General features: G+C 60.4%; 18 protein-coding genes and 2 pseudogenes. 8 read left to right on the top strand and 12 right to left on the bottom strand.

Features of this window, described 5'->3' with window-relative positions; all coding sequences use genetic code 11:
• Window positions 1-23: 23 nt before the first annotated feature.
• From ACIOWE_RS11715 to ACIOWE_RS11690, 6 genes are read right to left on the bottom strand one after another with little or no spacing between them, the layout of a single operon-like run.
• Entirely contained in the window at window positions 24-1,355 is a 1,332-nt protein-coding gene (locus ACIOWE_RS11715) for a DUF58 domain-containing protein (RefSeq protein ID WP_401391175.1), read from the bottom strand.
• 49 nt (window positions 1,356-1,404) lie between these two features.
• On the bottom strand, window positions 1,405-2,406 hold the full coding sequence (locus tag ACIOWE_RS11710; RefSeq protein WP_201237031.1) for a MoxR family ATPase: 1,002 nt from the start codon (window positions 2,404-2,406) through the stop codon (window positions 1,405-1,407).
• A complete protein-coding gene (locus ACIOWE_RS11705) occupies window positions 2,403-3,566 on the bottom strand; it encodes a DUF4350 domain-containing protein (protein ID WP_401391172.1) in 1,164 nt (387 codons plus the stop codon). Before ACIOWE_RS11705 ends, ACIOWE_RS11710 begins: the two co-directional genes overlap by 4 nt.
• Window positions 3,563-5,110, bottom strand: coding sequence for a DUF4129 domain-containing protein (locus ACIOWE_RS11700; RefSeq protein ID WP_401391169.1), 1,548 nt, complete (start codon window positions 5,108-5,110; stop codon window positions 3,563-3,565). The genes ACIOWE_RS11705 and ACIOWE_RS11700 overlap by 4 nt, the downstream gene beginning before the upstream one ends.
• Entirely contained in the window at window positions 5,097-6,074 is a 978-nt protein-coding gene (locus tag ACIOWE_RS11695) for a stage II sporulation protein M (protein ID WP_401391166.1), read from the bottom strand. The genes ACIOWE_RS11700 and ACIOWE_RS11695 overlap by 14 nt, the downstream gene beginning before the upstream one ends.
• Complete coding sequence (locus tag ACIOWE_RS11690) at window positions 6,071-6,793, bottom strand: RDD family protein (protein ID WP_401391163.1); 723 nt, start codon at window positions 6,791-6,793, stop codon at window positions 6,071-6,073. The genes ACIOWE_RS11695 and ACIOWE_RS11690 overlap by 4 nt, the downstream gene beginning before the upstream one ends.
• A 182-nt stretch (window positions 6,794-6,975) precedes the next feature.
• Between ACIOWE_RS11690 and sbcB the strand changes: the two genes are divergently transcribed.
• Window positions 6,976-8,406: an exodeoxyribonuclease I gene (sbcB, locus tag ACIOWE_RS11685; protein WP_401391160.1), complete on the top strand. Its 1,431-nt coding sequence runs from the start codon at window positions 6,976-6,978 to the stop codon at window positions 8,404-8,406.
• 96 nt (window positions 8,407-8,502) lie between these two features.
• Here the strand turns inward: sbcB and mvaT are convergent, their stop codons facing one another.
• Complete coding sequence (mvaT, locus tag ACIOWE_RS11680) at window positions 8,503-8,880, bottom strand: histone-like nucleoid-structuring protein MvaT (RefSeq protein WP_401391157.1); 378 nt, start codon at window positions 8,878-8,880, stop codon at window positions 8,503-8,505.
• 337 nt (window positions 8,881-9,217) lie between these two features.
• Here mvaT and purU point away from each other — a divergent pair.
• Window positions 9,218-10,066, top strand: a pseudogene (gene purU / locus ACIOWE_RS11675) (formyltetrahydrofolate deformylase).
• Window positions 10,067-10,152: 86 nt separating this feature from the next.
• Window positions 10,153-10,329, top strand: coding sequence for a hypothetical protein (locus tag ACIOWE_RS11670; RefSeq protein WP_401391154.1), 177 nt, complete (start codon window positions 10,153-10,155; stop codon window positions 10,327-10,329).
• Between the two features lie 34 nt (window positions 10,330-10,363).
• Here ACIOWE_RS11670 and ACIOWE_RS11665 read toward each other — a convergent pair whose 3' ends face one another.
• From ACIOWE_RS11665 to ACIOWE_RS11655, 3 genes and pseudogenes are all read right to left on the bottom strand, one after another.
• Entirely contained in the window at window positions 10,364-11,359 is a 996-nt protein-coding gene (locus ACIOWE_RS11665; protein WP_401391151.1) for a YbhN family protein, read from the bottom strand.
• A gap of 418 nt (window positions 11,360-11,777) precedes the next feature.
• A complete protein-coding gene (locus tag ACIOWE_RS11660; protein ID WP_401391282.1) occupies window positions 11,778-12,542 on the bottom strand; it encodes a methyl-accepting chemotaxis protein in 765 nt (254 codons plus the stop codon).
• A 93-nt stretch (window positions 12,543-12,635) separates the two neighbouring features.
• Window positions 12,636-13,667 (bottom strand): annotated as a pseudogene (locus ACIOWE_RS11655) (cache domain-containing protein); the annotation flags it as partial.
• A gap of 190 nt (window positions 13,668-13,857) precedes the next feature.
• Between ACIOWE_RS11655 and ACIOWE_RS11650 the strand changes: the two are divergent.
• The gene (locus ACIOWE_RS11650) at window positions 13,858-15,345 is read left to right on the top strand and encodes a helicase HerA-like domain-containing protein (protein ID WP_401391148.1); all 1,488 of its coding nucleotides are present in this window, start codon (window positions 13,858-13,860) and stop codon (window positions 15,343-15,345) included.
• A 106-nt stretch (window positions 15,346-15,451) separates the two neighbouring features.
• Here the strand turns inward: ACIOWE_RS11650 and ACIOWE_RS11645 are convergent, their stop codons facing one another.
• Window positions 15,452-15,907 (bottom strand): DUF721 domain-containing protein, encoded by a 456-nt coding sequence (locus tag ACIOWE_RS11645; protein ID WP_150652577.1) that lies wholly within the window; start codon window positions 15,905-15,907, stop codon window positions 15,452-15,454.
• Window positions 15,908-16,217: 310 nt separating this feature from the next.
• Here ACIOWE_RS11645 and secA point away from each other — a divergent pair, with 310 nt between their 5' ends.
• The 4 genes from secA to ACIOWE_RS11625 all read left to right on the top strand — a co-directional run bounded on the left by secA (window position 16,218) and on the right by ACIOWE_RS11625 (window position 22,048).
• A complete protein-coding gene (secA, locus tag ACIOWE_RS11640) occupies window positions 16,218-18,953 on the top strand; it encodes a preprotein translocase subunit SecA (RefSeq protein ID WP_401391143.1) in 2,736 nt (911 codons plus the stop codon).
• 122 nt (window positions 18,954-19,075) lie between these two features.
• On the top strand, window positions 19,076-20,293 hold the full coding sequence (argJ, locus tag ACIOWE_RS11635) for a bifunctional glutamate N-acetyltransferase/amino-acid acetyltransferase ArgJ (protein ID WP_038366685.1): 1,218 nt from the start codon (window positions 19,076-19,078) through the stop codon (window positions 20,291-20,293).
• A gap of 178 nt (window positions 20,294-20,471) precedes the next feature.
• The gene (locus ACIOWE_RS11630; RefSeq protein ID WP_401391140.1) at window positions 20,472-21,104 is read left to right on the top strand and encodes a glutathione S-transferase family protein; all 633 of its coding nucleotides are present in this window, start codon (window positions 20,472-20,474) and stop codon (window positions 21,102-21,104) included.
• Window positions 21,101-22,048, top strand: a complete 948-nt coding sequence (locus ACIOWE_RS11625) for a Nudix family hydrolase (RefSeq protein WP_401391138.1) — start codon at window positions 21,101-21,103, stop codon at window positions 22,046-22,048. Before ACIOWE_RS11630 ends, ACIOWE_RS11625 begins: the two co-directional genes overlap by 4 nt.
• Window positions 22,049-22,144: 96 nt before the next feature.
• On the opposite strand, the gene ACIOWE_RS11620 is transcribed toward ACIOWE_RS11625, so the two are convergent.
• Window positions 22,145-22,729 carry a cob(I)yrinic acid a,c-diamide adenosyltransferase gene (locus ACIOWE_RS11620; RefSeq protein WP_401391135.1) on the bottom strand — a complete coding sequence of 195 codons (585 nt, stop codon included), beginning with the start codon at window positions 22,727-22,729 and terminating at the stop codon, window positions 22,145-22,147.
• Window position 22,730 lies beyond the last annotated feature (1 nt).

The following is a 22,730-nucleotide window of genomic DNA, read 5'->3' as shown; positions in this document are numbered from 1 at the left end:
CACAGAGGCGTTTTGCTTTTCAGTCAAAAACTCGCGGCACCCTTCAACTCCATGTACCGCACCACCATTTCAGCCCCCAGCTCCGCTGGTCGGACATCCAATACCGGAATAGCTTGCGCGACCAAGCGCTCATGCAGTTCCGTCCGTTCATTGAGGTAATTGACTGTCCCGCAATAGGCCAGTGCTTCCGGCAACGTCTGCACCGGCACATGGCGCAACGCGTCGAGTGTTGTTTCGCGCAGGCTCGTCACCAGCACCCGGTGTTGCTGGCTCAGACGTTTGACGGCACTCAGCAATTCCTCATCGTCCTCATCACGCAAATTGGTCACCAACACCACCAGCGCCCGGCGTTTTTGCCTGGCCAACAATTGGTTGATGGCGGCTTGATAGTCGGCGGGGCGCTGGGTGCTGTCGAGGTCATATACCGCGTTGAGCAGCACGTTCAGTTGGCCGCTGCCCTTGACCGGGGCGAGGTGGCGCGGTTGATCACTGGCGAAAGTGCTCAAGCCAACGGCATCGCCCTGGCGCAGTGCCACGTAGCTGAGCAACAGGCAGGCATTCAGCGCGTGGTCGAAGTGCGACAGCTCATCGTCCTGACTGCGCATGCGTCGGCCGCAGTCGAGCAGGAAAATGATCTGCTGATCGCGCTCGTCCTGATACTCGCGGGCAATCGGTGTGCGTTGGCGGGCGGTGGCTTTCCAGTCGATCTGGCGCAGGCTGTCGCCTTCATGAAATTCGCGTAACTGATGAAACTCCAGCCCTTGCCCGCGCCGCTGCCGTTGCCGCACGCCGAGCTGGCTCAGCCAGTTGTCCACGGCCAGCAGTTCACCACCGTAGAGACGGGCGAAATCCGGATAGACACGGGTGCTGTCGATGACGTTGAGCACGCGTTTACCTGACCATAAACCCAGCGGGCTCGGCAGGTTCACTTCACAGTGTTGAAAACTGAAGTGGCCGCGTTTCAGCGGGCGCAGACGGTAGCTGATCTGGCTGAATTGGCCGGGCTGCAACTCGACGTTCAATGGCAGGTTTTCGAAGCTGAGGCCGTCCGGCACATGGTCGAAAATCTGCAGGTTCAGTGGCGCGCTAAAGTCGTGTTCAACCGTAAGCTGGACCTCACCCCAGCGCCCGAGTGCGAGACTGCCGGGCATCTGCCGGTTGATCCGCACCGCCGGCAGTCGCTTGAGGCGCAACGCATCGAGCGTCGCCAGCGCCAGCAGTGCCAGCAGCAATCCCCAGTTGATTGACGGCAGGCTCGCCGGGAAATCGATTTCCAGTGCCTGCAAGGTGCCCAGCCCAAGGCCGATGCCAAAGAGAACGATCAGCCAGATCAGCAGCAGCCGCGAAGGTTTCATGACAACGCGATCCCCTGTAGGAACTGCCGAAGGCTGCGATCTTTTGCTTTCATAGACGCGGCGCCGGAATCTGATCAAGCAACTGCTGCAGCACCTGATCGACTTGCAGACCTTCAATATCCAGCTCCGGGGCAATGCGCACACGATGGCGCAATACCGCCAGCGCGCAGCCCTTGATGTCATCGGGAATAACGAATTCACCACCGCGCAACAAGGCCCGGGCACGGGCGCAACGCACCAGTGCAATCGAGGCCCGTGGCCCGGCACCGAGGGTCAGGCCCGGCCAGGTGCGGGTGCTGCGCGCCAGGCGCACGGCGTAATCGAGCACTTGATCGTCCAGCGGCAAATCACTGGCAATACGCTGCAGCGCCTGCACGTCCTTGGCTTGCAACACGGTGCGCAACGGCTGCACATCGAGCATGTCGGCGCGGGTCGAACGGCTGACCTGGCGCACCATGTTCAACTCCTGATCGGCATCGGGATAATCCATGCGCACCTTGAGCATGAAGCGGTCGAGTTCAGCTTCCGGCAGTGGATACGTGCCTTCCTGCTCGATCGGGTTCTGCGTGGCGAGGACCATGAACGGCTGCGCAATCGGCAAGGCGCGACCTTCCAGCGTAACCTGACGTTCCTGCATCGCTTCGAGCAACGCAGCCTGGGTTTTTGCCGGGGCGCGGTTGATTTCATCGGCCAGCAGCAGGTTGGTAAACAGCGGCCCTTTGCGCAGCTTGAACTGCTCGGTGTGCAGGTCGTACACGGCGTGGCCAGTCACGTCGCTGGGCATCAGGTCCGGGGTGAACTGAATACGCGCGAACTCGCCGCCGAAGCAGCGTGCCAAGGCACGCACCAGCAAGGTTTTGCCCAGTCCGGGAACGCCTTCCAGCAACACATGGCCGCCGGCGATCAGCGCGGTCAGCACGTCGTCGATGACTGCGTCCTGGCCGATCACGGCTTTGTGCAATTCGTTGCGCACCGCCTGCGCCAGCTGACTGGCACGCTGGCGTTGCTGGGCGGCGTGGCTGGCGCTGCCGGGCTCGATCTGTTCAGTCATAGCGTGTTCCTCAAGGTTTGCAGGTGGGCGACCTGGCGGCAGAAGTCGGCGCTGGACATCCGCCGGTTCGGCACCGGGCTCAAGGCCTGGCTGATGGCACGGGTCGGTTGCCGGGTCAGGCGCGACAACGCCAGCCATTGTTCGGCCACGTTCAATTGATCGAAGCCGGGATGCCGGCGTCTAGCGCGGCGCAACACGTCTTGTTGCAGGGCTTGCAGCAGCGATTGCTGACCGTTGTGGCGCAGCATGAAATCGGCACTGGCGCGCAGGTGTTCCTGCAACTGTCGGCGACCATTTGGTGCGGGTGCCTGAAGGGGGCCGTGGCGCACACTGGCCTGCCACAACCACAGACCGATCAAGGCGAGCAGGGCGACGATGGCTTGCGGGAAGTAGCGCCAGAGCAGCGTCAGCAGGCCATCGTGCTCAGTGTTGTAGACCAGCGTGACGTCGGTGTCGGCACTCAGATACCAGAGCAGCCAGGCGTTGTCGTATTCGGCAATTGCGCTGTTTTTCCACAGCTCGGCATCGGTGACCACGGTGATCGAACCGAGGCTGTAGGGCAGTTGCATCATGTGTGTGGCCTTGGCGCTGTTGGCCCAGGCGTGTGCCAGATTCTTCGGGTCATCGAGGTGAAAATCGGTGTCGAAGCTGGCGTAGGCCGGTGCGTCTTCGTCTTCCAGGTAGAGCTTGGTCAGGTCGGGATAAGCTTCATGGGGCAGCTCTTCGGGTGAATCCTTCAAATCCTTGGTCAGGGCCTGATGCAGTTGCACCCGATCAAGCAGCAGATCATTGCTTTGTTTTGTCTGCTCGTCCCACAGCGCTTCGGCGACGAACACCAGCCGCCCACCGGCGCGGGTCCAGTTCAACACTTGATCGACCTGACGCGGGGGCATCCGCGATCGGTCGTTGAACAGCAACAGTGTGTGCCCGCGTGGATCGATATCCGGCAGCACCGCGAGGCTTTCTGCATGGTCGACGTGGATGCCGCGCTCACGCAAAAACATTTCTGCTGCCAGATAGGGGTTGGCCTGCGCGGCGGGTGAGGGGCCGTGATCGACTTCTTCCTGATAGGGCCTGGCGGCCATGAACAGATAAATGCTCAACGCCGCCAGCAAAGCGACGAGCAAGCCGCCGAGCCACCACAGGCTGCGCCGATTCAATGCGAGGCTCCGTGGCCGAACAAGGCGCGCCAGCCAGCGCACAGTTCCTGTTGCAGATGCGCCGCCGGTGTACGATGCCCGTAGGCCATGTTCTGCCAGTGCGCGGTCAGGGTGCGGCTGAAGGCGAGCAGTTCCGGTCGCTGCAGTTGTTCGACCCGTGCCAGTACCTGGTTTTCCGTGTCGGCGTCCTTGAGCGTCAGGTCGAAGTCGTGGAGCAAATGGCTGAGCAAGCCTCGATAGAGCAGGCTCAGCGCAGCACGTGGCTGACTCTGCCAGAGTTGTTCGGCGTGGGCGGCGATGTCTTCAGGCAGGGTTTCGCGGTTCAGATCAAGACCGAAGGCCTGTTGCGGCAGTGGTCTTTTCGCTCGTGCAGGCAGCGCCGGGCGGCGGCTGACGAACGCTTGCAGAAACTCGCGATAGCGCCAGATCAGCCAGCCGACGGCGGCAATCACCGAGCCCCACAGCAGCACCTCGATCACCGTGGCCAGAGTATTGAATTGTCGGCCTTCGAGCCAGCCAAGCAGGGTTTTCAGCCATTGCGGCGCTGCATCTTCCTTGTCGGATTTGGCCGGGGCTGCCGGGTCGTCACCGAAGCGGTAGCGAGTGACGGACTCCTTGTTTTTGAACGGTGGTTGTTCGAGCAATGCCTTGATGCTGTCGTGCGAGGCCTGACTGGTCAGCGGCTGATTCAACAAGCGCGGGGTATCCGGACTGCTGTCAGCTTCAGCGGCCCAGACCGGGGGAACATTCGGCAGCAGCAGACATACCGCCAACAGCAAGCCAAGCACGCCGCTGTTAAGGCGTTGGCGCAAACGCCGGAACACCAGTTCGATGTCCCATGCCTCCAGTTGCGTGCGCCGATTCAAATAGAGGCTGAAACCACAGGCTACGTAAATCGGCTCCCACACCACCAACACCAGCGCATAGAAAGCGTTGGTCAGGTGCTCCAGCCAACGCCAGTCCTGGTCCGCCGCGAGGATCAACGATTGCCAGTCCCAGTCCGTTTCGATCTGCTGCGGCAACAGCAGGTAGAACAGCACCATCAGACCGATCCACAACGCGGTTTCCAGGTGCACGCCAATGATGGTCAGCCACTGCGCGGCGCCGGCATTGCGTTGCAACAGCACGTGCAGACGCTGTTGCCGTGCACTGCCATCCAGACCTTCAAGTTGCACCACGGGCATCACGAAACTGCGGCTCAAGCTCAGCCGTCGCCAGGTCAGGCTGGCCAGCAGTTGTGGTTTGAGCAGGCGTGGCCACTCGCGCAGGGCTTGCTTGAGTGTCGGCGTTTCACCGAACAGGGCTTTGGACAGGATGTACAACGGCAGGCGTTCGTACGCCGGTTTCAGCCACCAGAAGATAAACACTGCCAGTGACGGCGAATCCCACAGCAACACGCTGAGCAATACGAACAGCGGCAGGGTGACGATCGCCCAACTGGTCATCAACAAACGCCGGTGTTGCTGGCTCATGAGCACGCCCAGATCCATGGCTTCCCAGGACGTGCGCGGACGGATCACCACCGTTGCGTCACTCAGGCGCATGGCGGCCCCTCCCGGCGAACAGCAAATAGCTCGCCACCAACACCCACAGCGTGGCGCCGACCAGGTATTTGGTGTGCGGTGCGACGCTGGTTTTCGATGACCAATAGGCTTCGATAAACGCGGCGATCAGCAGGAACAGCATGACCCCGCAAATCAGCAGTACGCTTTTGCGCGCGGCGCGTTTCAACGCTTCGGCGCGAGTCAGACGTCCGGGCGCGATCAATGCCCAGCCCAGTTCCAGACCTGCCGCGCCGGCCAGCGCAATGGCCGTCAGTTCGAAGGCACCGTGGGCAATCACGAATGACCAGAAGGTCTGGCCGAAGCCGATTTCGGTCAGGTGCCCGGCCACCGCCCCGATGACCAGACCGTTGTAGAACAGGAAAAACGCACTGCCCACGCCCATCAGCAAACCGCTGGCGAAGGTCTGGAAGGCAATGCCGATGTTGTGCATCACGTAGTAACCGAACATCACCCAGTCTTCGCTGGCGGCGCGGTCGGCGGGTCGCCCGAGGTGGCCGGCCACCGGGTCGTACATGCCTTGCATTTCACGCACCTGATCGGCGGGGATCAGGTTGTAGACCAGCTCGGGAAACACATACACCAGCACACCGACGCCGATCAGGCTGCCGAAAAACAGCAGGCCGGCCACCAGTACAAAAGGCCACTCGGCGCGTACCAATCGCGGGAAGTCGGCGAGGATGAAGCTCAACAGGTTGGCGCCCAATCGACTGCGATGCCGGTACAGCTGTTGATGGCCGCGCAAGACCTGCTGCTGCAGGGAATCGATGAGAAAACTGCTGTAGCCGCGCTCCTGCGCCAGCGCCAGGTGTTGGCAGAGGCGTCGATAGGCTTTGGGGAAACCGGCCACTTGCGAGGTTTCCTTGCCGCGCTCGAGGCGTTCAAGGGCCAGCGCAAAACGCTCCCATTCGGCCTTGTGGCGACTTTCGAAAAGGCTTTGCTTCATGTCGGCCCCAACAAGCCGCGTGCGATACCGTTGAGTTCAGCCACGGCTTTGGGTGCGGAAATATGCAGTGGCTGGGCCAGCAGTGCCGCCAGTTCGTTGACCCGTGCCGGCGTCAGCTCGGCCTGACGTTCGGCAAAGCCGAGCAGGGCGCGTTGTTCGCTGAGGGTGAGGGCAATCGGTGCACGACGGGGTTCGGCGGCGGGCAACTGCGGGCGGCTGAGAGGCTGTTCGCTGTACACCACCAGCGTACCGGCGGCGATATCGCCCAGGCGTTTGAAAGTCGGGTGTTGCAGGCAACTGATGGCGCCGAGAAAGTAGCCGAACGGCAGCAGATCGACGAAGCGCAGCAGGTTGCGCAGCAACGACGCCGACCAGCCGATGGGTGTGCCGTCGTCGTGCACCACGCGCAGGCCCATCCATTGTTTGCCCGGCGAGCGCCCCTGACGCAGCACTTCGAACAGCACCATGTACCACCAACTGATCGCAAACAGCAGCAACGAGCCGAGGCCCATGCCGAGCTTGCCGAGGAACGCCAGCACAATGAACAGCCCACCCATGATCAGACCACGCAGGCCCAGATCGATCGTGAAGGCCACGGCGCGTACCATCAACCCGGCCGGGCGCAACGGCAAGTCGATGCCTTCCGGCGTTTCGACCTGATGCCGCGTATCCAGCGGCGGGGCCAGCGGTGCTTTCCTTGGCGCTGTGGGCTCGAGCATGGGCTACCTGATGTTCGCCTGTTCGGGGTGCAAGTGGGGGTCGATGCTAGCAGCCTCTCGGGGGGAAACGACATAACTATGTATTGCACGTCATGTGGCGCCAGGTGTTTGAATGACGCGAGGCTGGCCGCGACCGCGGTTGAACGCCTAGACTTTGCCGATCTTCAGTTCAGGAACCGCCCGTGACTTCTATCTTCTGGTACGACTACGAAACCACTGGCATCAATCCGCGTAATGATCGGCCGCTGCAGGTGGCAGGGATCCGCACCGACCATGACCTCAATGAAATCGATGAGCCGGTCAATCTCTATTGCCAGCCCAGCGAAGACATCCTGCCGCATCCGGCCGCCTGCGCCATCACCGGTATCACGCCGGGCCAGCTCGCCGAAAAGGGCTTGAGCGAAGCCGATTTCATGACCCGCGTCCACGCGCAACTGGCTGCTCCCGGCACGTGCGGCGCGGGTTACAACACCTTGCGTTTCGATGACGAGATGACGCGCTACAGCCTGTATCGCAACTTCTTCGACCCGTATGCCCGTGAATGGCAGGGCGGCAACAGTCGCTGGGATCTGATCGACGTGGTGCGTGCCGCCTATGCACTGCGTCCGGACGGTCTGGTCTGGCCGACCGATGATGAAGGCCGGGTAACGCTCAAGCTCGAACGCCTGACCGCCGCCAACAACATCGATCACGGCCATGCTCACGAAGCGTTGTCGGACGTGCGTGCGACCATCGCCCTGGCGCGGTTGGTCCGCGAGAAGCAGCCCAAACTGTATGACTGGCTGTTCCAGTTGCGCAGCAAGCAAAAGGTCATGGATCAGATTCGCCTGCTGCAACCGCTGGTGCATGTTTCCGGGCGCTTTTCGGCGGCGCGCAGTTATGTCGGTGTGGTGTTGCCATTGGCCTGGCACCCGAAAAATCGGAATGCCTTGATTGTCTGCGACCTACACCTCGATCCGCAGGGCCTGCTTGATCTGGATGCACAGGCGCTGCGCCAGCGCCTCTACACCCGTCGCGACGATTTGCTCGAAGGCGAGTTGCCGGTGCCGATCAAGCTGATTCATATCAACCGCTGCCCGGTGGTGGCGCCACTGTCGGTACTGCGTGCACAGGATCAGCAGAGGCTGGGGCTGGACATGGCGCTTTATCAGGAGCGAACACTGCGGCTAACTGACGCACAACAAGTTTGGAAAGATAAAGTTGCGGCCATTTATGCCAGCGAAGATTTCACCCCGAGCGAGGATCCGGAGCAACAGTTGTACGACGGTTTTATCGGTGACCGCGACCGACGTCTATGTGAGCAAGTGAGAAGCGCCGATCCTGCGCAATTAGCGCAAGAGCAATGGCCTTTCGATGATGAACGTTTGCCTGAATTACTCTTTCGATATCGAGCGCGTAACTTTGCCGATACGTTGAGTTTTGAAGAGCAGGAACGCTGGAGAATATTTTGTCGGCAGCGTTTATCCGCGCCTGAATGGGGCGCACCGAATACCTTGCAATCTTTTACAGAGGCCGCAGAGCAATGGGCGCTTAGTGCGACGCCGATGCAGAGAGTGGTGCTCAATGAATGGCAGAATTATGTCCAGGCATTACGCAAACGTTTGAATCTTTGAAATCGAACATGCCTGGACTAAATTCCAGGCATAAAAAAACGCCAGCATTCGCTGGCGTTTCTTTTTTCGCGGATCGCTCTGCGAAGGCGCTATGGCTTAGCCCAGCAGGGTAGCCCAGCCTTCAACCACGTCACCGCCCCACTTGGCTTTCCACTCTTTCAGAGTCTTGTGGTTGCCACCTTTGGTTTCGATGACGTCACCGTCGTGCGGGTTTTTGTATTGTTTAACTTTGCGAGCACGCTTGGTGCCGGTAGTTTTTGCTACGCCGCCGCGTGGAGCTTTGGTTTTCGATTCCGGATCCAGCAGCGCGATGATGTCACGCAGGGACTTGGAGTATTCGCCCATCAGGGTGCGCAGTTTGCCTTCGAATTCCAGCTCGGTTTGCAGTTTGTCGTCTTGCGACAGGTTCTTCAAACGGGCTTGCAGCTCTTTGATAGCTTCTTCGGTGGCGCGATATTCGTTGATCAAGGACATGATTACTACCTTAGTAGAGTGCTGAATGGCAGGGGACAGTGCCGCAATAATAGTCAGGCTGTTTCATCAAGTAAACATTTAACCGGACTTTTTATTTAAATTAGTTACGAGAATTAGCAGCACATTGAATATTCAGTTAAATAGTGTGATGCAGTCATCACAGATATTCACAGTCGCCTGATCAGGCACTGCCACGGCACCGTCGTCACGTTGACGTTTCAACCCGCTAAAAGCCTGCGTACGGGGGCGTCGCCCACGCCGACGCTGATCAATACTGCAGTTTTGCTGCGCAGTCGCTAGAATGGCGGCCTTTGCGAAGTTCTGGAGTTTCCCCCTCATGCGCACTTTTCGGCTGGTGATTTCTTGCCCGGACCGCGTTGGCATCGTTGCCAAAGTCAGTAATTTTCTGGCAGCCCACAATGGCTGGATCACCGAAGCGAGCCACCACTCGGATAATCAGGTTGGCTGGTTCTTCATGCGTCACGAAATTCGTGCCGACTCGCTGCCATTCGGTATTGAAGTCTTGCGTGAGAAGTTTGCGCCGATTGCCGAAGAGTTCTCGATGGACTGGCGCATCACTGACACCGAGCAGAAAAAGCGCGTGGTATTGATGGCCAGCCGTGAGTCCCACTGCCTGGCCGACTTGCTGCACCGCTGGCACAGCGATGAGCTGGATTGCGAAATCTCCTGCGTGATTTCCAACCACGACGACCTGCGCAGCATGGTCGAGTGGCACGGCATTCCTTATTACCACGTCCCGGTCAATCCGCAGGACTAGCAACCGGCCTTCGACGAAGTGTCGCGCCTGGTCAAACAGCACGATGCCGAAGTCGTGGTACTGGCGCGCTACATGCAGATCCTGCCGCCGGACATGTGCCGCGAATACGCGCACAAGGTCATCAACATTCACCACAGCTTCCTGCCGTCGTTCGTCGGCGCCAAGCCGTACCATCAGGCTTCCCTGCGTGGTGTGAAGCTGATCGGCGCGACCTGCCACTACGTGACCGAAGAGCTGGATGCCGGCCCGATCATCGAGCAGGACGTGGTACGCGTCAGCCACAGTGACAGCATCGAAGACATGGTGCGTTTCGGTCGTGACGTCGAGAAGATGGTGCTGGCGCGCGGCCTGCGTTACCACCTCGAAGATCGCGTGCTGGTGCACGGCAACAAGACCGTGGTGTTCTGATCGAACTATCGCGTGCTTGAAAATCGAAGGGCCTGGGCGTTCAATCGTCCCAGGCCCTTCGCCGTTTCAGACCTGAGGAAAAGCTCATGAGCGATCCACTCGACAAAGCCACGTCGAAAGCACCTGCCACCGTGGGCGAGGGCTGTTTGAGTCGCTATGACCCCGATGACATGAGCCCGGAGGATGGCACCGAGTTTCCCGGCGCTGCCGAGTTGTGGGAGCAGTTGCAGGAAGAGTCCGACGATAAAGACGCCAAAGGCTGAAGAGATCACAGCCTTCGGCAGTGGCTGCGATCTTTCAGGCTTGACGCACTTTCATCAACTTCCTCAGCAGCGGCCGCCCCAGCATCAGCAAAAACACCGGTCCACCCACCACCAGATAGAAATAGAACGTCACCACTCGCCAAATCAGGATCGCCGCCGCTGCGGTGGATTTGCCGACCATCGGCGCCAGCAGTGCCGCCGAAGTCAGTTCTGCCGCGCCGGCGCCACCGGGCAACAGACTGAACTGCCCGGCGCCCAGCGAAACCATCTGGATCAGAAAACTCCACGCCCACTGCAAATCCGCCCCCAATCCGCGTAGCGCCAGATACAGCACGCTATAGCGCAACAGCCAATGCACGCAGGTGAGGGCAAAGACTTTGCTCAGCGTCTGCCATGGCAACTTCAGCGTATCGATGAACGCTGCGAGAAAGTGCAGCAGCTTGCGTGCCCAGCGGCGGCGGGTGCTGGCGCGCACGTTCAGGCGGATCAACAAGCGTCCGCTGTGGCGAATCAGGCGGCGGTGGTAGCGCGCCAGCAGTACGCAACTGCACAGCCCGCCGAACAGCGACACGGCGCTGACAATCAGCAACCCTTCCATGCGATCGCTGAGGTGCTGGAACAACGCGTAAATCAAAATCCCGCTGAGGGCGCAGAGAAAGAACAGCAAATCGCTGAGCTGATCCATTGCAAACACCGCGCTGCCCCGGGCCGGGCGCACACCGCAGCGGGCCAGTAACGCCATGATCGTCAGCGGGCCACCACTGCCGCCGGGTGTTGCGCAGTAAGCGAACTCGGCGGCCATGACCACGCCGAGGCTTTTTATCGGTGTGACGCGTTCTCGCTGGTCGCCCAGCAACAAACGCAGGCGCAGGGTGTTGATGCCCCAGCACAGCAGAATCATGCCGAACAGGATCAGCAGCCATGGCAGCGGAAAGCTTTGCAGGCGCGCCCAGATGTCGCTGCCACCGAGCAGCAGCGGGATCAGCACGGCGGCGAGCAGGCCGAGCAACAAGACGATGCCGCGACTCATGCGGCGCGTCCCGGTTGACCGCGCTGTTGAGCGAGCCAGTTGATTTTGGTCATCGGAGTGCGTCCTTCAGTCAGTAGCCAGGACGGGGGCGGGATCGCTGTAAACGCCGCCGCTGGTCGGGGCGTAAAACAGGCTGATGTCGGCGATATGCAAGGTGATCGTTCCTCCGCTGTGTGGTTATCCCTTGGTTGACCTTTATCCAGAATAGATGTTCGGTCGGGATTGCGCGGTGGAACTGAGAACAGCCCTCACCCTAACCCTCTCCCGGAGGGAGAGGGGACTTATCGAGGTGTTTGGGCTGGATGCATCGACCTGCAAGTTCGAGTCGAACTCAGTTTTGAAAGGCTTGAAAATCTGCCCCCTTTCCCCCTCGCCCCCTTGGGGGAGAGGGTTGGGGTGAGGGGGATGTTTTTGATCTTCAGATGCGGAAACTGCCCACCAACTGCTTCAGCCGCGAAGCCTGCTGCTCCAGGTCCGAACAAGCCCGCAACGTCGCCTGCAAGTTCTCCACGCCTTCCTGGTTCAGCGTATTGATCTCGGTGATATCGACGTTGATCGATTCAACCACGGCGGTCTGCTCTTCGGTCGCCGTCGCCACCGACTGGTTCATCCCGTCGATCTCGCCGATACGCTGAGTCACGCTGTTCAGACGCTCACCCGCCAGGTTGGCGATTTCCACGCTGTCCTGGCTGTGGCGCTGGCTGTCGCTCATGGTGCTCACCGATTCACGGGCGCCGACTTGCAGCTCTTCGATCATGGTCTGCACCTGCTGCGCCGATTCCTGAGTGCGGTGCGCCAGGTTACGCACTTCGTCCGCCACCACGGCGAAACCACGACCGGCTTCACCGGCACGCGCCGCTTCAATCGCGGCGTTGAGCGCCAGCAGGTTGGTTTGCTGGGAAATGCTGGTGATCACTTCGAGAATCTGGCCGATGTTCACGGTTTTGCTGTTCAGCGACTCGATGTTGCTGCTGGACGCGCTGAGCATGCTCGACAACTGGTTCATTGCCTTGATGCTGCGATCCACCACTTGCTGGCCATCTTCGGCAAGATTACGCGCGTCGCTGGCCTGGTTCGAGGCTTGCGCGGCATTGCGCGCAATTTCCTGAGCGGCGGCACCGAGTTGGTTGATCGCGGCGGCAACGCTGCTGGTGCGCGAAGCCTGTTGGTCAGAGTTGTACATCGACGAGTTCGACGCGGCGACTACGCGCAGGGCGACTTCGTTGACTTGGCCGGTGGCCGACGACACTTCGCGGATCGAGCCATGAATACGCTCGACGAAGCGGTTGAACGCGGTGCCCAGCACTCCGAATTCATCGTTATTGACGATGGTCAGGCGTTTGGTCAGGTCACCTTCGCCGTCGGCAATGTCTTCCATGGCACGGGTCATGACGTGCAGCGGCTGGATCAGAATACGGATCAGCATGCCCAGCAGCGCGAGGATGATCGCCACGGCAATCACGGTAGCAATCACTGCCGAGGTGCGGAACTGGCTGAGCATCGCGAAGGCCTGGTCTTTATCAACCGACAGGCCGATGTACCAGTTCACCGACGGCAGGCCCTTGATCGGGGCGAAGGTGACGATGCGGGTTTTGCCATCGACGGTGACTTCACTGAAGTCGCTGCTGATGCGCGGGGTGTCCTGCGGATACGCTTCTTTAAGCGATTTCATCACCAGCGCTTTGTCCGGGTGCACGAGGATCTTGCCGTCGGCGCTGACCAGGAACACGTAACCCATGCCGTCGAAATCCCGGGCGGCGAGGGTGTCGACCAGCGATTGCAGGCTCAGGTCGCCGCCGACCACGCCAACACTCTGGCCAGCCTTTTTCGAGGCGGTGGCGATGGAAATGATCAATTGCCCGGTCGCCGCGTCGATGTACGGTTCGGTCAGGGTCGAGGTGCTGCTGCTTTCGGCACCTTTATACCAAGGGCGTACCCGTGGATCGAAACCGTCCGGCATCTTCACGTCCGGGCGTATGGTGAAGTGGCCGGTGGCATCACCCAGATAGGTGGCCATGAACGTCGACGTCAGGGTTTTCTGTTCCAGTAGACTGGCGACGTTGGCGGGGTCGGGATTGAGGGCAATGTTCTGGGAGGCGTTTTCGACCAACTGAATGCGGCCGCTGAGCCAGGTCTGGATATTGCCGGCGGTGACCTCGCCCATCTCGTTGAGATAGTTGTTCAGGTCAGCGCGGATCGCATTGCGCTGCAACCAGTCGTTGTACAGCGTAAACGAGGCGAAGGCGGCAATGACGATGAGGGCGGCGGCAAGCAAAATTTTATGGCTGAAGCGCAGATTTTTGTTCATGGCTTGGGGTTCCGCTAAGGTCTTAATGTCCAGGGCGTGCTTTTATAGAAGCGCGCAAAATGGGCAAGGGTGAAAGTAAGCTGATATTTCCGTCTCTCCTTAGGGAAATGTCCGGCCTGACTTGTGGTCGGGGTCTCTCACTCCTCTTTATCGGCCATGCAGAATCAAAGATTAACCATTAGGTGACAAAATGCCTGACTCCTCGCAACTCGTAATCGGCGCTGATCTCGCAGGCCAACAGATTGCTCAGGCCATGCGCCTGGCGAACCGCCACGGACTGGTTGCCGGCGCCACCGGTACCGGTAAAACCGTCACCTTGCAACGTTTGGCTGAAGCGTTCAGCGACGCCGGGGTCGCGGTATTTGCCGCTGACATCAAAGGTGATCTGTGTGGCCTCGGTGCCGCCGGCAACCCGCAGGGCAAGGTCGCCGAGCGCATCGCCGGGATGCCGTGGCTCAATTACAAGCCGCAGGCGTATCCGGTGACTTTGTGGGATATCCACGGCGAGTCCGGCCATCCGCTGCGCACGACGCTGAGTGAAATGGGTCCGCTGCTGATCGGCAGTCTGCTCGAACTCACCGACAGCCAGCAGTCGGCGCTGTACGCGGCGTTCAAGGTGGCGGATCGCGAAGGTTTGTTGTTGCTCGATCTGAAAGATCTGAAAGCGCTGCTCAATCACCTCAAGGAAAATCCGCAACTGTTGGGCGAAGATGCGGCGCTGATGACCACCGGTTCCAGTCAGGCGCTGTTGCGTCGTCTGGCGACGCTGGAGCAGCAGGGCGCCGAAGCCTTGTTTGGCGAGCCGGCGCTGCAACTCGAAGACATCCTGCAACCGACGGCTGACGGTCGTGGGCGCATTCATCTGCTCGATGCCAGCCGTCTGGTGCACGAGGCGCCGAAGGTTTACGCGACGTTCCTGCTGTGGCTGCTGGCGGAATTGTTCGAACAACTGCCGGAGCGCGGTGATGCCGACAAACCGTTGCTGGCGCTGTTTTTCGATGAGGCGCATTTGTTGTTCGGCGATACACCGAAGGCCTTGCAGGAGCGGCTGGAACAGGTGGTGCGGCTGATCCGTTCGAAAGGCGTGGGCGTGTATTTCGTTACGCAATCGCCGGCGGATTTGCCCGATGACGTGCTGGCGCAACTGGGCCTGCGCATTCAGCATGGCTTGCGCGCGTTCACCGCCAAAGAGCAGAAATCCCTTCGGGCGGTGGCGGACGGCTTCCGGCCGAATCCGGCGTTCGACACGTTGTCGGTGTTGACCGAGTTGGGGATTGGCGAGGCACTGGTGGGCACGCTGGCCGAGAAAGGCACGCCGGAAATGGTTCAGCGCGTGCTGGTCGCGCCGCCGCAATCGCGGATCGGGCCGTTGACTGAAACCGAGCGCAGGATGCTGATTGCCGGTTCGCCGTTCAAGGGGCGGTATGACAAACCGATTGACCGTGAGTCGGCGTATGAAATTTTGATGGGCCGTAAGGGGTTGGCGCCTGAGACCGAAGCACCCGTCGGGAAGCCTGCCGTTGAAGAGCCAAGCCTGGCCGACAGGGCGGGAGAGTTTCTCGGCACGGCCGCCGGCCAAGCGCTGAAATCGGCCATGCGTCAGGCCGCCAACAACCTCGGCAAACAATTGGTGCGTGGCCTTATGGGCTCCCTGCTCGGCGGCAGCAAGCGCCGCTGATCAAAATGTAGGAGTGAGCCTGCTCGCGATTGCGTCAGGTCAGTGACGACGATGTTGACTGACCCACCGCTATCGCGAGCAGGCTCACTCCTACAGGGTCATGCTTTCAGGTTTTGGCTTTGGCGTGCGCCGCCAACCGCTCCAGCGCCGCCCGTAGCCCCGGATCACTGATCCCGTCTGCCGTCGCCTGAATCGTCGCCGCCGCATCCGTCGACAGATCCATGGTGTGCCCGGTCGCTCCGCGCTGGACCGTCGGCGGTTGTACCTTGAACAGAATCCGCGTCAGGCTGGCGAACTCGTCGAACATCTGCAATTGCCGTTGCAGGCGCTTCTGCTGATAACGCAAGCGTGTCGCCCAATGACCGTCGGTGACAATCAGCAACAGGCTGCCTTCGCGCCACGACGCGACATGACAATGTTCGCGGGCGGCGGGTTGCAGTTGGCTTTCGAGCAGGCGTTGCAGATGACCCAGTCGTTGGGCATGGCCGAGGATGGCTTTGAGCGGCTTGGCTTCGCGTAGCAAAACGGCGGGTGCTCTGGCCGTAAGAGGGCGAAATGCCATGATCGAACACCTGAAGTAACAGAAACGCCATGGTAGCAGAAAGCGCTGAAATCACTCGCCCATTGCTTTTGCCCACGCTTTACCCATTAAATCAACGACTAACTTCTTCCTTGTATGACTTGAAGTTGAGCAAAACGCCCCTATTTTAACTGAGCCCCGTCAAAGCGCAGTGCCAGCATCGTGGAACATCGCCACTTTCCTCACTTCCGTTTCCGGGTAGAATGCTCGTTCGCATGCGGCCATGAGGGCTGCACGGGCGACGCTCAACGGGGCCGCCCTCCATCCCTTTAGTGTGGAAGATCCTGCCGATATGTTTGCGCCTTTGTTAAAGAAACTTTTTGGAAGCAAGAACGAGCGTGAAGTCAAACGCATGCTCAAGACGGTGCAGCTCGTCAATGCCTTCGAAGAGCAAATGGTAGCCCTTTCGGACGATCAATTGCGCGCCAAGACCGACGAGTTCAAGGCCCGCATCGCCAAAGGGGAAACCCTCGACAAGCTGTTGCCAGAAGCCTTTGCGGTCGCCCGCGAAGCCGGCAAGCGCATCATGGGGATGCGCCACTTCGACGTACAACTCGTCGGCGGCATGACCCTGCACGAAGGCAAGATCGCCGAGATGCGTACCGGTGAGGGTAAAACCCTCGTGGCTACCCTGGGTGTTTACCTCAACGCACTGTCCGGCAAGGGCGTGCACGTTGTGACGGTGAACGACTACCTGGCCCGCCGTGACGCCAACTGGATGCGCCCGCTGTATGAATTCCTCGGCCTGACCGTCGGCGTCGTGACGCCGTTCCAGCCGCCGGAAGAGAAGCGCCTGGCTTACGCTGCCGACATCACCTACGGCACCAACAACGAATTCGGTTTCGACTACCTGCGCGACAACATGGCGTTCAGCATGGAAGAAAAATTCCAGCGCGAACTCAATTTTGCCGTGATCGACGAAGTCGACTCCATCCTCATCGACGAAGCGCGTACCCCGCTGATCATTTCCGGTCAGGCCGAGGACAGCTCCAAGCTGTACATGGAGATCAATAAACTGATCCCGCAGCTGGAACTGCACGTTGAAGAAGTCGAAGGCGAAGTCACCAAGGCTGGCCACTACACCGTTGACGAGAAGACCCGACAGGTCGAACTCAACGAAGCCGGTCACCAGTTCATCGAAGACATGCTCACCCGCGTCGGCCTGCTGGCTGAAGGCGAGAGCCTGTACTCGGCGCATAACCTGGGCCTGCTGACCCACGTGTATGCCGGTCTGCGTGCGCACAAGCTGTTCAACCGCAACATCGAATACATCGTGCAGGACGGCCAGGTCGTGCTGGTCGACGAACACACCGGTCGTACCATGCCGGGTCGTCGTCTGTCCGAAGGCCTGCACCAGGCCATCGAAGCGAAAGAAGGTCTGAACATTCAGGCCGAGAGCCAGACCCTGGCCTCGACCACGTTCCAGAACTACTTCCGTCTGTACACCAAGCTGTCCGGCATGACCGGTACCGCTGACACCGAAGCGTTCGAATTCCACCAGATCTATGGTCTGGAAGTCATGGTCATTCCGCCGAACAAGCCGTTGGCGCGTAAAGACTTCAACGACCTGGTGTTCCTCACTGCCGAAGAGAAGTACGCGGCAATCGTGGCGGACATCAAGGAAAGCATGGCCGCTGGCCGTCCGGTTCTGGTGGGTACTGCGACCATCGAAACCTCCGAGCACATGTCCAGCCTGCTCGTGAAGGAAGGCATCGAACACAAGGTTCTGAACGCCAAGTTCCACGAAAAAGAAGCCGAGATCATCGCGCAGGCCGGTCGTCCGGGTGCACTGACCATCGCCACCAACATGGCCGGTCGTGGTACCGACATCCTGCTGGGCGGTAACTGGGAAGTTGAAGTCGCTTCGCTGGAAGACCCGACCCCTGAGCAGATCGCCCAGATCAAGGCCGACTGGCAGAAGCGTCACCAGCAAGTGCTGGAATCCGGCGGTCTGCAAGTGATTGCTTCCGAGCGTCACGAATCCCGTCGTATCGACAACCAGCTGCGTGGCCGTGCCGGCCGTCAGGGTGACGCCGGTTCCAGCCGCTTCTACCTGTCGCTGGAAGACAGCCTGATGCGCATCTTTGCCTCTGACCGGGTGAAGAACTTCATGAAAGCCCTGGGCATGCAGCCGGGCGAAGCGATCGAGCACCGCATGGTCACCAACGCGATCGAGAAGGCGCAGCGTAAGGTTGAAGGCCGCAACTTCGACATTCGCAAGCAACTGCTCGAGTTCGACGACGTCAACAACGAACAGCGTAAAGTGATTTATCACATGCGTAACACGTTGCTGGCCGCGACCAACATCGGTGAAACCATCGCCGACTTCCGTCAGGACGTGCTCAACGCGACTGTCAGCGCGCACATTCCGCCGCAATCGCTGCCTGAGCAGTGGGACGTGGCCGGTCTGGAAGCGTCGATTGCCAGCGATTTCGGCGTGACACTGCCGATCCAGCAATGGCTCGACGAAGACGATCACCTGTACGAAGAAACCCTGCGCGAGAAGCTCATGACCGAGCTGATGGCGGCGTACAACGAAAAAGAAGATCAGGCTGGTGCCGACGCACTGCGCTCCTTCGAGAAGCAAATCGTTCTGCGCGTACTCGACGATTTGTGGAAAGACCACCTGTCGACCATGGATCACCTGCGTCACGGCATCCACTTGCGTGGCTACGCCCAGAAGAACCCGAAGCAGGAATACAAGCGCGAGTCGTTCACGCTGTTCTCTGAGCTGCTGGATTCGATCAAGCGCGACTCGATCCGTGTGCTGTCGCACGTTCAGGTTCGCCGCGAAGATCCGGAAGCCGAAGAGCAACGCCTGCGTCAGGAAGCCGAAGCACTGGCCGCCCGCATGCAGTTCGAACACGCCGAAGCGCCAGGTCTGGATCAACCGGAAGCATTGGGTGAAGAGGTCGATTTGGCCCTCGCCACCGCCCCGGTTCGCAATGAGCAGAAGCTGGGCCGCAACGAACTGTGCTACTGCGGTTCGGGCAAGAAATTCAAGCATTGCCACGGGCAGATCCAGTAAAACCCGTTTCAATCGCTGAAATACCCGCGCCGCGACCGGCTTCTGCCGTCGCGGCGTTTTGCCATTTAAACCACCGTCGCTGCGAGTGGCGGTGCTGACATCATTGAGTAAGGAGCGCATTCATGGCTGTTGGTCTTGGTCCTTTGCCAACGTTGCACCCAGTTGCCGGTTTTGAACTCGGTATCGCCTCGGCCGGCATCAAGCGCCCGGGGCGCAAGGATGTCGTGGTGATGCGCTGCGCCGAAGGTTCCACCGTGGCGGGCGTGTTCACCTTGAACGCCTTTTGTGCAGCGCCGGTGATCCTGGCGAAAAAACGCGTACAGAACGCTGTTCGTTATCTGCTGACCAACACTGGCAATGCCAACGCCGGCACCGGCGAGCCGGGCCTGGCTGCTGCCGAGCGCACCACCGCGAAACTGGCCGAGCTGACGGGCGTCGATGCCAGCCAGATCCTGCCGTATTCCACCGGGGTGATCGGCGAGCCACTGCCAGTCGAGAAGATCGAAGGCGCACTGCAAGCCGCGCTGGACGACCTCTCGGAAAACAACTGGGAAGCTGCCGCCACCGGCATCATGACCACCGACACCCTGCCCAAGGGTGCCAGCCGCCAGTTTGAGCATGACGGCGTGACCATCACTGTCACCGGCATCAGCAAGGGCGCGGGCATGATCCGCCCGAACATGGCGACCATGCTCGGTTACATCGCCACCGACGCCAAAGTCTCCCGCGATGTGCTGCATAATCTGATGCTCGACGGCGCCAACAAGTCGTTCAACCGCATCACCATCGACGGCGACACCTCGACCAACGACTGCTGCATGCTGATCGCCACCGGCAAGGCTGCGCTGCCGGAGATCACCCGCGCCGAAGGCGAGTTGTTCGCCAAACTGAAGCAAGCGGTGTTCGAAGTGTGCATGGACGTGGCGCAAGCTATCGTCCGCGACGGTGAAGGCGCGACCAAGTTCGTCACCGTTGAAGTCAATGGCGGCGGCAATCACCAGGAGTGCCTGGACGTTGGCTACACCGTGGCGCATTCGCCGCTGATCAAGACCGCGCTGTTCGCCTCCGACCCGAACTGGGGCCGTATTCTCGCCGCTGTCGGCCGTGCCGGTGTACCGGATCTGGACGTGAGCAAGATCGACGTGTTCCTTGGCGACGTGTGCATTGCCAGCCGTGGCGCCCGCGCTGCGACCTACACTGAAGCGCAGGGCTCGGCCGTGATGCAGCAGGAAGAAATCACCATCCGCATCGAGCTGGGTCGCGGCGATTGCAGCGAAACCATCTGGACCACCGACCTGTCGCATGAGTATGTGAAGATCAACGCTGAATACCGCACTTGATCCATAAGGTGGGAGCGGCTTCCGGCCTCATCGCTGGCAAGCCAGCTCCCACAGGGTTTTGTGTCGTTCACAAATATTGCGTACACCAAACTACCTGTGGGAGCGGGCTTGCCCGCGATGACGGACGACCAGACGCCAGACATTCTGGATTGTTTCCCTGACGAGAAGGCACCCAACCATGTCCTTGCACCTGATCATCGGCGACAAACTGCTTTCCTCCTGGTCCCTGCGCGCCGCACTGGCCGTTGAGCTGACCGGTGCACCCTACACCGAAGAGCTGATCAAACTCGGCAAACCCGACACTCGCGAACGGCTGCTCAAGCATTCGCCGACCGCGAAGGTGCCGCTGCTGAACACCGCCCGCGGGACGATTGCCGACTCCCTGGCGATTGCCGAATACCTCGCCGAACAGTTCCCGTCCGAGCAGCTCTGGCCCACCGACCTCTTTGCCCGTGCCCAAGCCCGATCCGCCTGCGCACAAATGCACAGCGGCTTCTTCGCCATGCGCAACCACATGCCGTTCAACCTGAGCCACGACGCGCCGCTGAACCCGGTGCCGCCGGAGGTGAAGGTCGATATCGAACGCATGCTCGCGCTGTGGGCCGAATGCCGCGCCGTCGCCACTGAAGACGGGCCGTACTTGTTTGGCCGCGTGAGCCTGGCCGATGCGTTCTTCGCCCCGATTGCCGTGCGTCTGCGCAGCTATCAAGTGAAGCTGCCGGCCGCCGACGCAGCCTATGTTGAAACCGTCTACCAATGGCCGGCCTTCAAGGCCTGGCAAAAGGCTGGACTGGAGGAGTTGAATCCGTGAAACGTGTACACGTCGCCGCTGCCGTCATTCGTGACGAGGCTGGCAAAATCCTCATCGCCCGTCGTGCCGATACCCAGCACCAGGGTGGCCTGTGGGAATTCCCCGGCGGCAAGGTCGAGGCTGACGAGTCGGTCGAAACCGCGCTGGCCCGCGAGCTGCAAGAAGAGTTGGGCATTGTCGTGGGGGCCGCCCGGCCCTTGATCAAGGTGCGTCACGATTATCCCGACAAGCAGGTATTGCTGGATGTCTGGGAAGTGTCGAGCTTCAGCGGTGAACCGCACGGCGCCGAAGGTCAACCGTTGGCCTGGGTGACCGCGAAGGAGTTGGCGAACTACGAGTTCCCGGCGGCCAACCAGCCGATCGTGGCCGCGGCGCGGTTGCCCGCTGAGTACTTGATCACCCCGGAAGACCTTGAAACGCCTGCCTTGCTGCGCGGCATCCAGAAGGCAATCGCGGGCGGGATCAAACTGATCCAGCTACGTGCGCCGAACGGTTACGACCCCAAGTACCGCGATCTGGCGGTGGATGCGGCGGGTCTGTGTGCAGGCAAGGCGCAATTGATGATCAAGGGGCCGTTTGAATGGCTCGGTGATTTCCCGTCCGCCGGTTGGCACATCACCGCCGCGCAATTGCGCAAATATGCGGCGGCGGGGCGACCATTGCCGGCGGAGCGCTGGTTGGCGGCGTCCTGCCACAACGCTGAGGAACTGGCGCTGGCCGAGCAGATGGGCGTGGATTTCGTGACGCTGTCGCCGGTGCAACCGACGCTGACTCACCCGGAGGCGCAGCCGCTGGGCTGGGAGCAGGCTTCGACGTTGATCGAAGGGTTCAGCAAGCCGGTGTTTTTGTTGGGCGGAGTTGGACCGGCGGAGCGCGAGAAGGCCTGGAGTTCTGGGGCTCAAGGTGTGGCGGGGATTCGGGCGTTCTGGCCTGAGGCTTTGTAAAAGGCCTCTGGCCTCATCGCGAGCAGGCTCGCTCCCACATTTGGAATGCATTTCACTGTGGGAGCGAGCCTGCTCGCGAAGGCGTCCTGACAGGCGCTAGATTTCCTGAGGTTTAGCCGCAGGTTGCCACAATATTTCGGCAATCCCCTGCCGCCGCGCAATCAACCGCGCCGCCACAAACAACAAATCCGACAACCGATTGATGTAAGCCAGGCCAACCCCGGCCAACGGCTCAAGTGCGTTCAGATGCTGACAACGCCGCTCGGCACTTCTCGCCAGACTGCGGCAGACATGCGCCTGCGCAATCAACATCGAGCCACCGGGCAGAATAAAATTCTCCAGCGGCCCCAATTCTTCATTCCACACATCAATCGCCGCTTCCAGTCGCTCGATCTCCGTCGCATTCAACGCCTGATACGCCGGCATCGCCAGCTCGCCACCGAGGTCGAACAGCCGATGCTGACAAGGCGCCAGCACTTCGATCAATTCATTCAACCCGGGCGTTGCCTGACGCTCGGCAATCAACCCGGCCAGCAGCACGCCGACCTGACTGTTCAGCGTATCGACTTCACCAATCGCTTCGATGCGCGGGTGATCCTTGGGCACGCGGCGGCCATCGCCCAGGCCGGTTTCGCCCTTGTCGCCGGTGCGGGTGTAGATCTTCGACAGGCGAAAGCCCATG

Source organism: Pseudomonas sp. NPDC087598, from assembly GCF_044743525.1.
Classification (GTDB): Bacteria; Pseudomonadota; Gammaproteobacteria; order Pseudomonadales; family Pseudomonadaceae; genus Aquipseudomonas.
Note: the sequence above shows the minus strand (reverse complement) of the source record. Positions and strands in the feature narration are given on the sequence as shown.